Source organism: Micrococcus lylae NBRC 15355 (assembly GCF_001570885.1).
Lineage (GTDB): Bacteria > Actinomycetota > Actinomycetes > Actinomycetales > Micrococcaceae > Micrococcus > Micrococcus lylae.
The window spans coordinates 18,991-31,254 of the sequence record NZ_BCSN01000002.1; the positions used below are offsets into that span (position 1 = coordinate 18,991).

23 protein-coding genes are annotated in these 12,264 nt (G+C 67.3%); all 23 read right to left on the minus strand.

Going from position 1 to position 12,264, the window contains the following annotated elements; genetic code table 11:
- Positions 1-26 precede the first annotated feature (26 nt).
- On the minus strand, positions 27-1,334 hold the full coding sequence (gene secY, locus MLY01S_RS00875) for a preprotein translocase subunit SecY (protein ID WP_067188407.1): 1,308 nt from the start codon (positions 1,332-1,334) through the stop codon (positions 27-29).
- 161 nt (positions 1,335-1,495) lie between these two features.
- Positions 1,496-1,948, minus strand: coding sequence for a 50S ribosomal protein L15 (rplO, locus tag MLY01S_RS00880; RefSeq protein ID WP_067188409.1), 453 nt, complete (start codon positions 1,946-1,948; stop codon positions 1,496-1,498).
- Complete coding sequence (gene rpmD / locus MLY01S_RS00885) at positions 1,941-2,165, minus strand: 50S ribosomal protein L30 (RefSeq protein ID WP_067188411.1); 225 nt, start codon at positions 2,163-2,165, stop codon at positions 1,941-1,943. Before rpmD ends, rplO begins: the two co-directional genes overlap by 8 nt.
- A 3-nt stretch (positions 2,166-2,168) precedes the next feature.
- Positions 2,169-2,915 (minus strand): 30S ribosomal protein S5, encoded by a 747-nt coding sequence (rpsE, locus tag MLY01S_RS00890; protein ID WP_082739492.1) that lies wholly within the window; start codon positions 2,913-2,915, stop codon positions 2,169-2,171.
- Positions 2,912-3,286, minus strand: a complete 375-nt coding sequence (rplR, locus tag MLY01S_RS00895; RefSeq protein ID WP_067188413.1) for a 50S ribosomal protein L18 — start codon at positions 3,284-3,286, stop codon at positions 2,912-2,914. The genes rpsE and rplR overlap by 4 nt, the downstream gene beginning before the upstream one ends.
- Positions 3,286-3,819, minus strand: a complete 534-nt coding sequence (gene rplF, locus MLY01S_RS00900; protein ID WP_067188415.1) for a 50S ribosomal protein L6 — start codon at positions 3,817-3,819, stop codon at positions 3,286-3,288. The genes rplR and rplF overlap by 1 nt, the downstream gene beginning before the upstream one ends.
- A 30-nt stretch (positions 3,820-3,849) precedes the next feature.
- Positions 3,850-4,248, minus strand: coding sequence for a 30S ribosomal protein S8 (gene rpsH, locus MLY01S_RS00905; RefSeq protein WP_067188419.1), 399 nt, complete (start codon positions 4,246-4,248; stop codon positions 3,850-3,852).
- 73 nt (positions 4,249-4,321) lie between these two features.
- The gene (gene rplE, locus MLY01S_RS00910) at positions 4,322-4,897 is read right to left on the minus strand and encodes a 50S ribosomal protein L5 (RefSeq protein ID WP_067188425.1); all 576 of its coding nucleotides are present in this window, start codon (positions 4,895-4,897) and stop codon (positions 4,322-4,324) included.
- Positions 4,897-5,238 (minus strand): 50S ribosomal protein L24, encoded by a 342-nt coding sequence (gene rplX / locus MLY01S_RS00915; RefSeq protein ID WP_067188427.1) that lies wholly within the window; start codon positions 5,236-5,238, stop codon positions 4,897-4,899. Before rplX ends, rplE begins: the two co-directional genes overlap by 1 nt.
- Before the next feature lie 3 nt (positions 5,239-5,241).
- Positions 5,242-5,610, minus strand: a complete 369-nt coding sequence (gene rplN, locus MLY01S_RS00920; RefSeq protein WP_067188429.1) for a 50S ribosomal protein L14 — start codon at positions 5,608-5,610, stop codon at positions 5,242-5,244.
- Positions 5,611-5,947: 337 nt separating this feature from the next.
- Positions 5,948-6,229: a 30S ribosomal protein S17 gene (rpsQ, locus tag MLY01S_RS00925; protein WP_067188431.1), complete on the minus strand. Its 282-nt coding sequence runs from the start codon at positions 6,227-6,229 to the stop codon at positions 5,948-5,950.
- Positions 6,226-6,498, minus strand: a complete 273-nt coding sequence (rpmC, locus tag MLY01S_RS00930) for a 50S ribosomal protein L29 (protein WP_067188433.1) — start codon at positions 6,496-6,498, stop codon at positions 6,226-6,228. Before rpmC ends, rpsQ begins: the two co-directional genes overlap by 4 nt.
- A 4-nt stretch (positions 6,499-6,502) precedes the next feature.
- Positions 6,503-6,919 carry a 50S ribosomal protein L16 gene (gene rplP / locus MLY01S_RS00935; protein ID WP_067188434.1) on the minus strand — a complete coding sequence of 139 codons (417 nt, stop codon included), beginning with the start codon at positions 6,917-6,919 and terminating at the stop codon, positions 6,503-6,505.
- The gene (gene rpsC, locus MLY01S_RS00940) at positions 6,919-7,716 is read right to left on the minus strand and encodes a 30S ribosomal protein S3 (RefSeq protein ID WP_067188435.1); all 798 of its coding nucleotides are present in this window, start codon (positions 7,714-7,716) and stop codon (positions 6,919-6,921) included. Before rpsC ends, rplP begins: the two co-directional genes overlap by 1 nt.
- 4 nt (positions 7,717-7,720) lie before the next feature.
- Positions 7,721-8,086, minus strand: a complete 366-nt coding sequence (gene rplV / locus MLY01S_RS00945; RefSeq protein ID WP_067188438.1) for a 50S ribosomal protein L22 — start codon at positions 8,084-8,086, stop codon at positions 7,721-7,723.
- 51 nt (positions 8,087-8,137) lie between these two features.
- Positions 8,138-8,419 carry a 30S ribosomal protein S19 gene (rpsS, locus tag MLY01S_RS00950; protein WP_067188440.1) on the minus strand — a complete coding sequence of 94 codons (282 nt, stop codon included), beginning with the start codon at positions 8,417-8,419 and terminating at the stop codon, positions 8,138-8,140.
- 15 nt (positions 8,420-8,434) lie between these two features.
- On the minus strand, positions 8,435-9,274 hold the full coding sequence (gene rplB / locus MLY01S_RS00955; protein WP_067188442.1) for a 50S ribosomal protein L2: 840 nt from the start codon (positions 9,272-9,274) through the stop codon (positions 8,435-8,437).
- A gap of 36 nt (positions 9,275-9,310) precedes the next feature.
- The gene (gene rplW / locus MLY01S_RS00960) at positions 9,311-9,619 is read right to left on the minus strand and encodes a 50S ribosomal protein L23 (protein WP_067188443.1); all 309 of its coding nucleotides are present in this window, start codon (positions 9,617-9,619) and stop codon (positions 9,311-9,313) included.
- The gene (rplD, locus tag MLY01S_RS00965; RefSeq protein ID WP_067188445.1) at positions 9,616-10,248 is read right to left on the minus strand and encodes a 50S ribosomal protein L4; all 633 of its coding nucleotides are present in this window, start codon (positions 10,246-10,248) and stop codon (positions 9,616-9,618) included. The genes rplW and rplD overlap by 4 nt, the downstream gene beginning before the upstream one ends.
- A 5-nt stretch (positions 10,249-10,253) precedes the next feature.
- Positions 10,254-10,904, minus strand: a complete 651-nt coding sequence (rplC, locus tag MLY01S_RS00970; RefSeq protein ID WP_067188447.1) for a 50S ribosomal protein L3 — start codon at positions 10,902-10,904, stop codon at positions 10,254-10,256.
- Between the two features lie 20 nt (positions 10,905-10,924).
- Positions 10,925-11,233 (minus strand): 30S ribosomal protein S10, encoded by a 309-nt coding sequence (gene rpsJ, locus MLY01S_RS00975; protein WP_002857463.1) that lies wholly within the window; start codon positions 11,231-11,233, stop codon positions 10,925-10,927.
- A gap of 361 nt (positions 11,234-11,594) precedes the next feature.
- Positions 11,595-12,059: a DUF3817 domain-containing protein gene (locus MLY01S_RS00980; protein WP_067188449.1), complete on the minus strand. Its 465-nt coding sequence runs from the start codon at positions 12,057-12,059 to the stop codon at positions 11,595-11,597.
- Positions 12,056-12,193, minus strand: coding sequence for a hypothetical protein (locus tag MLY01S_RS12580; protein ID WP_167635501.1), 138 nt, complete (start codon positions 12,191-12,193; stop codon positions 12,056-12,058). Before MLY01S_RS12580 ends, MLY01S_RS00980 begins: the two co-directional genes overlap by 4 nt.
- Positions 12,194-12,264: the final 71 nt, after the last annotated feature.

The window sequence follows — 12,264 nt, forward strand, 5'->3', positions numbered from 1 at the left end:
TCGGTGGAGGGGGTCGTGGGTCCGGTTCAGCGCAGCAGGCCCTCGTAGTGACGCTGCTCCATCTGGGCGTTGATCTGCTTCACGGTCTGCAGGCCGACGCCCACCATGATCAGGATCGAGGTGCCGCCGAACGGGAAGTTCTGGTTGGCGTTGATCAGCACGAAGGCGATCAGCGGGATCATCGCGACCACGCCCAGGTACAGGGCTCCCGGGAAGGTGATGCGGCTGATCACGTACTCAAGGTACCGCTCCGTGGGGCGGCCCGCACGGACGCCCGGGATGAAGCCGCCATAGCGCTTCATGTTGTCCGAGATCTCCTTCGGGTTGAAGGTGATGGACACGTAGAAGTACGTGAAGCCCACGATCATCAGCAGGTACAGGGCCATGTAGACCGGGTGGTCGCCACCGGTGAAGTACTCGGCCAGGAACGTCACCCAGGCCGGCGGGTTCGAGCCGTCCTGCGGGGTGTTGAACTGGACCAGGATGCCTGGGAGCGTCAGCACGGAGGACGCGAAGATCACGGGGATCACTCCGGCCATGTTCACCTTGATCGGGATGAACGTCGAGTGGCCGGAGAGGGTGCGGGAGCCGATCTGCCGCTTGGCGTACTGGACCGGGACGCGACGCTGGGACTCCTCCACGAAGACGACCGCGAGCATGGTCAGCAGACCGATGACCATGACGATCAGGAACGTGCGGACGCCCTGGGTCTGCCACACCTGGCCGATGCCGGACGGGAAGCCGGCGGCGATGGAGGCGAAGATCAGCAGGGACATGCCGTTGCCGACGCCGCGCTCCGTAATCTGCTCGCCCATCCACATCACCAGGACGGTGCCCGTGGTGAGGACCAGCACGACCATGAGGACCGTGACGATGGAGTCGTCCACGAGCAGCGGCAGCTGGCAGCTCAGCAGCGCGCCGGTGCGGGCCAGCGACGCCATGGTGGTCGACTGCAACAGGGCCAGCGCCAGGGTCAGGTAGCGCGTGTACTGGGTCAGCTTCGCCTGGCCCTGCGGGCCTTCCTGGTGGAGCTGCTCGAAGCGCGGGATCACCACGCGCAGCAGCTGCACGATGATCGACGCGGTGATGTAGGGCATGATGCCCAGCGCGAAGATGGAGACCTGCAGCAGCGCGCCGCCGGAGAACATGTTCACGAACGAGTACAGGCCACCGGAGGCGTTGCCCGCTGCCAGACACATCTGCACGTTGCCGTAGTCCACACCCGGCGACGGGATGAAGGCACCCAGTCGGTAGATGGCGATGATGCCGAGCGTGAACCAGATCTTGCGCTGCAGGTCTGGCGTCCGGAAGATCCGGCCGATGGCCTTGAACACGCGTCCTCCTGTGTGCGGTCGGTGTGGTGGTCCCCGCCTCTCGACGCGACGGGCTGTGGCACCGCCCACGCGGACCACCAGGGCAGTCTACACGGCGATGCAAGAGGCCCCCGGCCCCCAGGCGGACCTGGGGATCGGGGGCCTCTGTGCGACCGCGGGGGTCAGAGGGTCTCGGTGGACCCGCCCGCGGCAGCGATCTTCTCCACGGCCGAGGCGGAGAAGGCGTGGGCCTTCACCTGCACGGCGACGGAGATCTCACCGGAGCCGAGCACCTTGACGGGCTGGTTCTTGCGGACCAGACCCTTCTCGACGAGGGCCTCGACCGAGACCTCGCCGCCCTCCGGGAAGGCGGTGTTCAGCTTGTCCAGGTTCACGACCTGGTACTCGGTGCGGAACGGGTTCTTGAAGCCGCGCAGCTTCGGCAGACGCATCTGCAGCGGAAGCTGGCCGCCCTCGAAGCCCGGACGCACCTGGTAACGGGCCTTGGTGCCCTTGGTGCCACGGCCGGCGGTCTTGCCCTTGGAGGCCTCACCGCGGCCCACGCGGGTCTTCGCGGTCTTGGCGCCCGGGGCCGGACGCAGGTCGTGGATCCGGATGGCGTCGTTCTCAGCCATTGCTGACCTCCTCCACGGACACCAGGTGCGGCACGGTGTTCACCATGCCGACGGTCGCCGCGTCGGCCTTGCGGGTGACCTGGTGGCCGATCCGCTTCAGGCCCAGCGAGCGCAGGGTGTCGCGCTGGTTCTGCTTCACGCCCGAGACGCCGCGGGTCTGGGTGATGACCAGGGTGGCGTCCGAGGGCTGGATGTTCTTACGAGTGGGCTCAAACATGGCTCAGGCACCTGCCTTCTCGGTGCTCTTCTGGGCGCGGTCGGCCTCCATGGTGCGCAGCATGGCGTGGGGGGCGATCTCGTCCAGGGCCTTGCCGCGGCGGGCGGCCACGGCCTGGGGCTCCTCGAGCTTCTTGAGGGCGTCCACGGTGCCGCGAACGATGTTGATGACGTTCACGGAGCCCATGGACTTGGACAGCACGTCATGGATGCCGGCGCACTCCAGCACGGCGCGCACCGGGCCGCCGGCGATCACGCCGGTACCCGGGGAGGCCGGACGGAGCAGCACGACGCCGGCGGCGTCCTCACCCTGCACGAGGTGCGGGATGGTGGAGCCGACGCGCGGGACACGGAAGAACGACTTCTTGGCCTCCTCCACGCCCTTCTGGATCGCGGCGGGGACCTCCTTCGCCTTGCCGTAGCCCACACCGACCATGCCGTTGCCGTCGCCGACGACGACCAGGGCGGTGAAGCTGAAGCGACGGCCGCCCTTGACGACCTTCGCCACGCGGTTGATGGCGACGACGCGCTCGAGGAACGCGTCCTTGTCCTCGTCCTGGGCGCCACGACGGTTGCGGTCGTCGCGACGGCCGCCGCGGCGATCGTCACGGCCGCCGCGGCCGTTGTCACGACCACCACGACCGCCGGAACGCTCGGTGGACTGGCTGGCCGAGCCGGCAGCGGTCTCGGCGACAGCGGTCTCGGTGTTCTCGGTCACCTGGGTGTCCTTCTGGTTGTTGGTCTCGGTCACAGCTGCAGCCCACCCTCTCGGGCACCGTCGGCGACGGCGGCCACACGGCCGTGGTACTTGTTGCCACCGCGGTCGAACACGACGGTCTCGATCCCCGCAGCCTTCGCACGCTCGGCGACGAGCTCGCCCACGCGCTTGGCCTTGGCGGTCTTGTCGCCCTCGAATGCACGCAGGTCCGCCTCCATGGTGGAGGCCGAGGCCAGAGTGCGGCTCTGGGTGTCGTCGACGACCTGCACGAACATGTGGCGTGCAGAGCGGTTCACGACCAGGCGCGGACGGGCGGTGGTGCCGGAGATCCGCTTGCGGACACGGAGGTGGCGGCGGGTACGGGCGTTGAACTTGCCCTTGCCCTTCACCTTCAGAGTAGACATCACTTACCTGCCTTTCCGGCCTTGCGGCGGATCTGCTCGCCCGCGTAGCGGACGCCCTTGCCCTTGTACGGGTCCGGGCGGCGCAGCTTGCGGATGTTGGCGGCGGTCTCGCCGACCTTCTGCTTGTCGATACCGGAGACGGTGACCTTGTTGCCCTCGACGGCGAAGGAGATGCCCTCCGGGCACTTCACCGGAACCGGGTGGGAGTAGCCCAGGGCGAACTCCAGGTCCTGGCCCTTGGCCAGCACGCGGTAGCCGGTGCCGATGACCTCGAGCTGCTTGGAGAAGCCCTCCGTCACGCCCAGGATCATGTTGTTGATCAGGGTGCGGGACAGGCCGTGCAGGGAACGGGACTCACGCTCGTCGTCCGGACGGGCCACGGTGACCTGTCCGTCCTCGAGGGTGGCCGTGATCGGGGAGGGCAGGGTGTGCTCCAGCTGGCCCTTCGGGCCCTTCACGGTGACGCGGGCGCCGTCGATGGTCACATCGACGCCGCTGGGAACGGTGATCGGCAGACGTCCGATTCGCGACATGTCAATACAGCCTTTCTTCGGTCTCGTCCGTCACCAGACGTAGGCGACGACTTCGCCGCCGACGCCCTTCTTGGCGGCCTGCCGGTCGGTCAGCAGACCGGAGGAGGTGGACAGGATGGCGATGCCCAGACCACCCAGCACGTGCGGGAGGTTGGTGGACTTCGCGTACACGCGCAGACCCGGCTTGGAGATGCGGCGCAGGCCGGCGATGGCACGCTCGCGCTGCGGTCCGAACTTCAGGTCGATGATCAGCTTCTTGCCGACCTCGGCCTCCTCCTCGCGCCAGTCGGCGATGTAGCCCTCGGCCTTGAGGATGTCGGCCACGCGGGTCTTCAGCTTGGACGACGGCATGGACACGGTGTCGTGGTAGGCCGAGTTCGCATTGCGCAGACGCGTCAGCATGTCTGCGACGGGATCGGTCATGGTCATGTGGGCTTCACGCCCTTTCTCGCCGCGGTTTCCCGCTCCGGTTCACCGGCACGGGACCTGTGGCGTAGAGGTCTTACTTTTCGGTCTTGAACGGGAAGCCCAGCGCCTTCAGCAGCGCGCGGCCCTCGTCGTCGTTCTTGGCAGAGGTCACCACGGTGATGTCCATGCCGCGCACGCGGTCGATCTTGTCCTGATCGATCTCGTGGAACACGGTCTGCTCGGACAGGCCGAAGGTGTAGTTGCCGTTGCCGTCGAACTGGCGGTCGGACAGACCCCGGAAGTCACGGATGCGCGGGAGCGCGAAGGTGACGAGGCGGTCCAGGAACTCCCACATGCGGTCGCCACGGAGGGTGGCGTGCGTGCCGATCGGCATGCCCTCACGCAGCTTGAACTGCGCGATGGACTTGCGGGCCTTGGTGATCATCGGCTTCTGACCGGTGATCAGGGTCAGGTCGGCCACGGCGCCGTCGATGATCTTCGAGTCCTTGGCGGCCTCGCCGACACCCATGTTGACGACGACCTTGACGACGCCCGGCACCTGCATGACGTTGCCGTAGGAGAACTCCTCCTGCAGGGCGGCGCGGATCTGATCGCGGTACTTGGTCTTCAGACGCGGGGTGACCTTGGTGGTCTGCTGAACCTCGGTCATCACAGCTCCTTCCCCGAGGCCTTGGCGAAGCGGACCTTCACGGTCGTGCTCACGCCGTCCTTCTCGACGGTCTCGAAGCGGTAGCCCACGCGGGTCGGCTTCTTGGTCTCCGGGTCCACCACGGCCACGTTCGAGATGTGGATCGGGGCCTCGACGACCTGCAGGCCGCCCTCGGTGGAGCCGTTGTTGTTCTGGCCGGCACGCAGGTGCTTGGTCACGCGGTTGACGCCCTCGACCAGCACGCGGTCGGTGGACGGGAACACGCGCAGGACCTTGCCCTGCATGCCCTTGTCCTTGCCGGCGATGACCTGGACCAGGTCATCCTTCTTGATCTTCGCCATGGGTCAGATCACCTCCGGAGCGAGCGACACGATCTTCATGAAGCGCTTGTCGCGCAGCTCACGGCCCACGGGGCCGAAGATACGAGTGCCGCGCGGCTCGTTCTCGTTCTTGAGGATGACGGCCGCGTTCTCGTCGAAGCGGATGTACGAGCCGTCCGGACGGCGAGACTGCTTGCGAGCCCGCACGACCACAGCCTTGACGACATCGCCCTTCTTGACGTTGCCGCCGGGGATGGCGTCCTTCACGGTGGCGACGATGGTGTCGCCGATGCCTGCGTAGCGGCGTCCCGAGCCACCGAGAACACGGATGGTCAGGATCTCCTTCGCACCGGTGTTGTCGGCGACCTTCAGCCGCGACTCCTGCTGAATCACTTATCTCTCCTAGCGTCGCGCCGGTTCTCACCCCCGGTGGGTGAGCCTTGCGGAACGGTCAAGCGGTGATCCCGGCGTGCTTACCCCTGCCCCTCTCGCGTTCGGGCCCACACCTCTCCCCCACCGCATCTTCAGACAGCGGCGCGGTTCGGGGCAGGCTGCGGAACGCAGGGCAAGGCCGAGGCGGTTCCGGGATCGGCGTGCGACTCCCTCGGCACGCAGGATGGATGGTCCTGCCAACAAAGGGCGCACGAACATAGAAGTCTACAGCAAAGGCCCGCCCCTGCCAACGGCAGCGGACGGGCCTTCGCCTGTCATTCGGCTCACGCCGAACGCGTCACTTGGCGCGCTCGACGATCTCCGCGAGACGGAAATGCTTCGACGCCGACAGCGGTCGGGTCTCAGCGAGGCGAACGCGGTCGCCGACACCGGCGGCGTTCTCCTCATCGTGCGCCTTCACACGCTTGGTGGTGCGCATGACCTTGCCGTACAGCGCGTGCTTCTTGCGGTCCTCGACCTCGACCACGATGGTCTTGTCCATCTTGTCCGAGACGACGATGCCGCGGACGGACTTGCGGTAGCCGCGCTCCTCGGAGGCGGCGGCGGTCTGCTCGCTCACTTGGCAGCCTCCTCGTTCTTCTCGTCAGCCTTGCCCGGCGCGACGACGTCCTCGCGGATGCCGAGCTCGCGCTCACGCAGGATGGTGTAGATGCGGGCGATGTCACGCTTGACGGCCTTCAGTCGGCTGGAGTTGTCCAGCTGACCGGTGGCGGCCTGGAAGCGCAGGTTGAACAGCTCCTCCTTGGAGGACTTCAGGGCCTCCTGGAGACGGCCGTTGTCCATGCCGTCCAGGGACTCGACGTTCAGATCCTTGGTTCCGATGGCCATGGGATCACTCACCACCCTCTCGACGGATGATTCGGGCCTTCAGCGGCAGCTTGTGGATCGCGAGGCGCAGCGCCTCACGGGCGACGTCCTCGGACACACCGGACAGCTCGAACAGCACGCGGCCCGGCTTCACGTTGGCCACCCACCACTCGGGCGAGCCCTTGCCGGAGCCCATACGGGTCTCGGCGGGCTTCTTGGTCAGCGGACGGTCCGGGTAGATGTTGATCCACACCTTGCCGCCACGCTTGATGTAACGGGTCATGGCGATACGCGCGGCCTCGATCTGACGGTTCGTCACATAGGCCGGCGTGAGCGCCTGGATGCCCCACTCACCGAAGGTCACGGCGGTGCCGCCCTTGGCGGTGCCGGTGCGCTTGGGGTGGTGCTGCTTGCGGTGCTTGACGCGACGGGGAATCAGCATCAGGCGTTTCCTCCTTCAGCGGGAGCGGCGGCCGGCGCGGTGTTCTCGCGGCGCGGAGCACGCTCAGCACGATCGTTGCGACGGCGACGCTCGCCACCGCGACGGTCGCCGCGGCCACGGCCGGACGGCTGAGCGGCCTCCTTGGCGGCCAGCTCCTTCGCGGTGAGATCGCCCTTGTAGATCCAGACCTTCACGCCGATGCGACCGAAGGTGGTCCGGGCCTCGAACTTGCCGTAGTCCACGTTCGCCCGGAGGGTGTGCAGCGGCACGCGGCCCTCGCGGTAGAACTCGGAACGGCTCATCTCGGCGCCGCCGAGGCGGCCGGAGCACTGGATCTTGATGCCCTTGGCGCCGGCACGCATGGCCGACTGGATGGCCTTCTTCATCGCGCGGCGGAAGGCCACGCGGGAAGACAGCTGCTCCGCCACGCCCTGGGCGACCAGCTGGGCATCGGTCTCGGGGTTCTTGACCTCGAGGATGTTCAGCTGGATCTGCTTGCCGGTGAGCTTCTCGAGCTCCCCGCGGATGCGGTCGGCCTCAGCGCCGCGACGACCGATCACGATGCCCGGACGAGCGGTGTGGATGTCCACCCGCACGCGGTCACGGGTGCGCTCGATCTCCACCTTGGAGATGCCGGCGCGCTCCATGCCGTTGGTCATCAGCTCGCGGATCTTGACGTCCTCCTTGAGGAAGTCCTTGTAGCGCTGACCGTCCTTGTGGGAGTCAGCGAACCAGTGCGAGACGTGGTCGGTGGTGACGCCGAGACGGAAACCGTTCGGGTTGATCTTGTTGCCCATTTACTCAGTTCCCACCCTTCTCGTCCTTGGTGGCGACCACCACGGTCACGTGGCTGGTGCGCTTGTCGATGCGGTAGGCGCGGCCCTGGGCACGCGGCTGGAACCGCTTCATGGTCGGGCCCTCGTCCACGTAGGCCTCGCTGATGTACAGCGAGTCCTCGTCGAACGCGAGGCCCTCACGGTCGGCCTTCACACGGGCGTTGGCCACGGCGGAGGCGACGATCTTGTAGACCGGCTCCGAAGCGCCCTGACGGGCGAACTTCAGGATGGCCAGGGCCTCCACGGTGTCCTTGCCACGGACCAGGTCGACGACGCGCCGGGCCTTCATCGGCGTCACGCGCAGGTGGCGCGCCATTGCCTTGGCTTCCATTGCTTCTCTCTTTCGAATCTCTCGAAGGTCAAGCTCCACGAACCGTCAGGCTCAGCGGCGCTTGCCCTTCTTGTCGTCCTTCACGTGACCGCGGAACGTCCGCGTGGGGGCGAACTCTCCGAGCTTGTGGCCCACCATGGACTCGGTGACGAACACCGGGATGTGCTTGCGGCCGTCGTGCACCGCGATGGTGTGGCCGAGCATGTCCGGGATGATCATCGACCGGCGAGACCAGGTCTTGATGACGTTCTTGGTGCCCTTCTCGTTCTCCGCCAGAACCTTCAGGTAGAGGTGCTGATCGACGAAGGGGCCCTTCTTCAGGCTGCGAGGCATGTCTTCTCAGCTCCCTTATCGCTTGTTCTTGCCGGAACGGCGACGACGCACGATGTACTTGTCGCTTTCCTTGTTGGGACGGCGGGTGCGGCCCTCGGGCTTGCCGTTCGGGTTGACCGGGTGACGGCCGCCGGAGGTCTTGCCCTCGCCACCGCCGTGCGGGTGGTCGACCGGGTTCATCACGACACCGCGGACGGTCGGGCGAACGCCCTTCCAGCGCATGCGGCCGGCCTTGCCCCAGTTGATGTTGGACTGCTCGGCGTTGCCCACCTCGCCGACGGTGGCGCGGCAGCGCACGTCGACGTTGCGGATCTCACCGGAGGGCAGGCGCAGCTGGGCGTACTTGCCCTCACGGGCGACCAGCTGGATCGCGGCGCCGGCCGAGCGGGCCAGCTTCGCGCCGCCGCCCGGACGCAGCTCCACGGCGTGGATCATGGTGCCCAGCGGGATGTTGCGCAGCGGGAGGTTGTTGCCCGCCTTGATGTCGGCGTTCGGGCCGGCCTCGACCACGGCGCCCTGACGCAGGTTGGCCGGGGCCAGGATGTAGCGCTTGGTGCCGTCGGCGTAGTGCAGCAGCGCGATGCGCGCGGTGCGGTTCGGGTCGTACTCGATGTGAGCGACCTTCGCCGGCACACCGTCCTTGTCGTGACGACGGAAGTCGATCAGACGGTACTGCCGCTTGTGGCCACCGCCCTTGTGACGGGTGGTGATGCGGCCGGTGTTGTTGCGTCCACCGGTCTTATGCAGCGGACGGAGAAGGGACTTCTCCGGCGTGGACCGGGTGATCTCTGCGAAGTCGGCCACCGACGAGCCACGCTGGCCCGGGGTGGTCGGCTTGTACTTACGGATAGCCATGTACCTGTTCCTCGATTAAGTGGTCTCCGCAACGCCTCAGGAGGCGAGCGGACCTCCGAAGATGTCGATCGTTCCGTCCTTCAGCGTGACGATGGCACGCTTGGTGGACTTGCGCTGGCCCCAGCCGAAGCGGGTCCGACGGCGCTTGCCCGGACGGTTCAGGGTGTTCACCGAGGCGACGGACACGTCGAAGATGCGCTCGACGGCCTGCTTGATCTCGGTCTTGTTGGAGCGCGGGTCCACGAGGAAGGTGTACTTGCCCTCGTCGATCAGACCGTAGCTCTTCTCCGACACGACGGGAGCGATGATCACGTCGCGGGGATCCTTGTTGATGGAGCCGCTCACTGGGCATCCTCCTTCTTGGCACCGGTGGCGCGCGCCACGAACGCCTCGTAGGCGGCCTGCGTGAACACGACGTCGTCGGAGACGAGCACGTCGTAGGTGTTCAGCTGGTCGGCGTACAGGGTGTGCACGGCGGGCAGGTTGCGGACGGACAGGGCGGCGACGTCGTCGGCGCGGTCGATGACGACCAGCATGTTCTTGCGGCCGGTGTTCAGCGACTCCAGGCCGGCCTTCGCCGCCTTGGTGGACGGGGTCTCGCCGGTGACGAGGGCCTCGATCACATGGATGCGACCGTGGCGGGCCCGGTCGGACAGGGCGCCGCGCAGAGCGGCGGCCTTCATCTTCTTCGGAGTCCGCTGCGAGTAGTCACGCGGGGTCGGGCCGTGGACGATGCCACCGCCGGTCATGTGCGGAGCGCGGATGGAGCCCTGGCGTGCACGGCCGGTGCCCTTCTGCTTGAACGGCTTGCGACCGGCGCCCGACACCTCACCGCGGTCCTTCGCCTTGTGGGTGCCCTGGCGGGCGGCGGCGAGCTGGGCCACGACGACCTGGTGCATCAGCGGGACGTTCGCCTGCACGTCGAAGATCTCGGCGGGCAGGTCGACCTTGACGGTCTTCACAGAGTTGGCCATGGGTCTCAGGCTCCCTTCGCGGCGCTGCGCACGAGCACGACCTGGCCCTTGGGGCCGGGGACAGCGCCCTTGATCAGCAGCAGGTTGTTGTCCACGTCGATGCCGTGGAGCGTGAGGTTGTGGGTGGTCTGGCGGACAGCGCCCAGGCGGCCCGGCATGCGCATGCCCTTGAAGACACGGCCCGGAGTGGCGGCGCCGCCGACGGAGCCCGGCTTGCGGTGGTTCTTGTGCTGACCGTGGGAGGCGCCCACACCGGCGAAGCCGTGGCGCTTCATGGCGCCGGCGAAGCCCTTGCCCTTGGTGGTGCCCACGACGTCCACCTTCTGGCCGGCCTCGAAGACCTCGACGGACAGGTCCTGGCCGAGCTCGTACTCGGCGGCGTCGGCGGTGCGCAGCTCCACCAGGTGGCGGCGCGGAGTCACGCCTGCCTTCTCGAAGTGACCGGCCAGCGGCTTGGTCACGCGGCGGGGGTCGATCTGGCCGTAGGCGATCTGGACGGCGGTGTAGCCGTCGGTCTCCTCGTTGCGCAGCTGGGTGACCACGTTGGACTCGGACTGGACCACGGTGACGGGGATGAGCTTGCCGTTCTCGTCCCAGACCTGGGTCATGCCGAGCTTCGTGCCCAGCAGGCCCTTGACGTTACGGGTGTTGGTCATAGTCTCTCAGCACCTCCCTCTCAGAGCTTGATCTCGATGTTGACGTCCGCGGGCAGGTCCAGTCGCATGAGCGAGTCGACGGCCTTCGGAGTCGGGTCGATGATGTCGATCAGCCGCTTGTGGGTGCGCATCTCGAAGTGCTCACGGCTGTCCTTGTACTTGTGCGGAGAACGGATAACGCAGTACACGTTCTTCTCCGTCGGCAGCGGCACGGGGCCGACCACCGTTGCGCCTGCGCGCGTGACCGTGTCAACGATCTTGCGGGCCGAGACGTCGATGACCTCGTGGTCGTACGACTTCAGCCGGATGCGGATCTTCTGTCCCGCCATGGCGTCACGCCTCTCTCGTCGAGTAGCTGTTCCTGTCCCTGTGCGCAGGACACGTCCGTCCTGCATCTTGTCCTCGACCCGTCCGGGGTGAATCCGGCTGAGCCGGGTTCCTCGCCCTCGTCGGGCTCCGGTCCACGCGGTCGGGCGTGTCGCTCTCTCCGGGAGAGCAGACGCGCCGGCGTCGGACTGGAGGGATTGTGCATCTGGGCTCCGCAGCCGGCCACGAGACACATGGGCGGCGGCGCCTGGAGCGCTTGAGCAACTTATCCAGTATGACAGAGAACGGCACCGTCCGCCAACCGGCGCATCGGTGCCGTCCTGTGATCCTGGACGCGCCGGCCCAGAACGCCGGTGCGGGCAGTCAGTTCCCCCATTCGGTGGGCGGGCCCGCCATCAGCAGCGCCACGAACACCACCGCCACCACGACGAGGGCGATCAGCACGCTCACGACCGGCCTGGCGAGCACCGCGCGCAGCAGCCGGTCCGCAGCGGAGTCCCGCCCGGGCTCGTCGAGCACACGCCAGCGGTCCGCCGGCTCGCCCCGCCGTCCCATCGCGCGTTCGAAAGGCACGGTCATGAAGGGAATGACCGCCGATCCCAGCGCCACCAGTCCTCGCCCGGCAGACCAGCGCGAATCGATCCAGACGGCGACCACCACCACCACATAGCAGAGGAAGACGAAGCCGTGGACACCGCCGCCCACAGGCATGAGCGCCTCGGTGACGCCGGTGTACTTGAGGGCCATCGCCAGGATCAGCAGCGCCCAGGTGACCATCTCCGCCGCGGCGGTGATCCCGAACAGTCGACGTGGAGCGGCGGCGGTCACCGCTCGATCTCCCCTCCGCGGTTCGCACGACGGATGCGCCGGGCGCGCTCGATCTCCGGCTTGAAGTGTCGGTAGAGGCCGAGGCCGACGGCCACGACCGCCGCGAGGACCAGCAGGGTGATGAGGAGTTCCATGCCCACCAGCGTACCGGTGCCCGTCGCCGCCCCGAGCACACGAGAAGGCCCCCCGCCTCCGAAGAGGCGAG

Coding starts and splice junctions, on each gene's coding strand:
- rplO (WP_067188409.1), bottom strand. CDS start 1,948: ATGGCTGAGAACGACGCCATCCGGATCCACGACCTGCGTCCGGCCCCG.
- rpmD (WP_067188411.1), bottom strand. CDS start 2,165: ATGTTTGAGCCCACTCGTAAGAACATCCAGCCCTCGGACGCCACCCTG.
- rplR (WP_067188413.1), bottom strand. CDS start 3,286: ATGTCTACTCTGAAGGTGAAGGGCAAGGGCAAGTTCAACGCCCGTACC.
- rplF (WP_067188415.1), bottom strand. CDS start 3,819: ATGTCGCGAATCGGACGTCTGCCGATCACCGTTCCCAGCGGCGTCGAT.
- rpsH (WP_067188419.1), bottom strand. CDS start 4,248: ATGACCATGACCGATCCCGTCGCAGACATGCTGACGCGTCTGCGCAAT.
- rplE (WP_067188425.1), bottom strand. CDS start 4,897: ATGACCGAGGTTCAGCAGACCACCAAGGTCACCCCGCGTCTGAAGACC.
- rplX (WP_067188427.1), bottom strand. CDS start 5,238: ATGGCGAAGATCAAGAAGGATGACCTGGTCCAGGTCATCGCCGGCAAG.
- rpmC (WP_067188433.1), bottom strand. CDS start 6,498: ATGGCCATCGGAACCAAGGATCTGAACGTCGAGTCCCTGGACGGCATG.
- rplP (WP_067188434.1), bottom strand. CDS start 6,919: ATGCTGATTCCCCGTCGCGTCAAGCACCGCAAGCAGCACCACCCCAAG.
- rpsC (WP_067188435.1), bottom strand. CDS start 7,716: ATGGGCAACAAGATCAACCCGAACGGTTTCCGTCTCGGCGTCACCACC.
- rplV (WP_067188438.1), bottom strand. CDS start 8,086: ATGGAAGCCAAGGCAATGGCGCGCCACCTGCGCGTGACGCCGATGAAG.
- rpsS (WP_067188440.1), bottom strand. CDS start 8,419: ATGCCTCGCAGCCTGAAGAAGGGCCCCTTCGTCGATCAGCACCTCTAC.
- rplB (WP_067188442.1), bottom strand. CDS start 9,274: ATGGCTATCCGTAAGTACAAGCCGACCACCCCGGGCCAGCGTGGCTCG.
- rplD (WP_067188445.1), bottom strand. CDS start 10,248: ATGGCCAACTCTGTGAAGACCGTCAAGGTCGACCTGCCCGCCGAGATC.
- rplC (WP_067188447.1), bottom strand. CDS start 10,904: ATGACCAACACCCGTAACGTCAAGGGCCTGCTGGGCACGAAGCTCGGC.
- rpsJ (WP_002857463.1), bottom strand. CDS start 11,233: ATGGCGGGACAGAAGATCCGCATCCGGCTGAAGTCGTACGACCACGAG.
- MLY01S_RS12580 (WP_167635501.1), bottom strand. CDS start 12,193: ATGGAACTCCTCATCACCCTGCTGGTCCTCGCGGCGGTCGTGGCCGTC.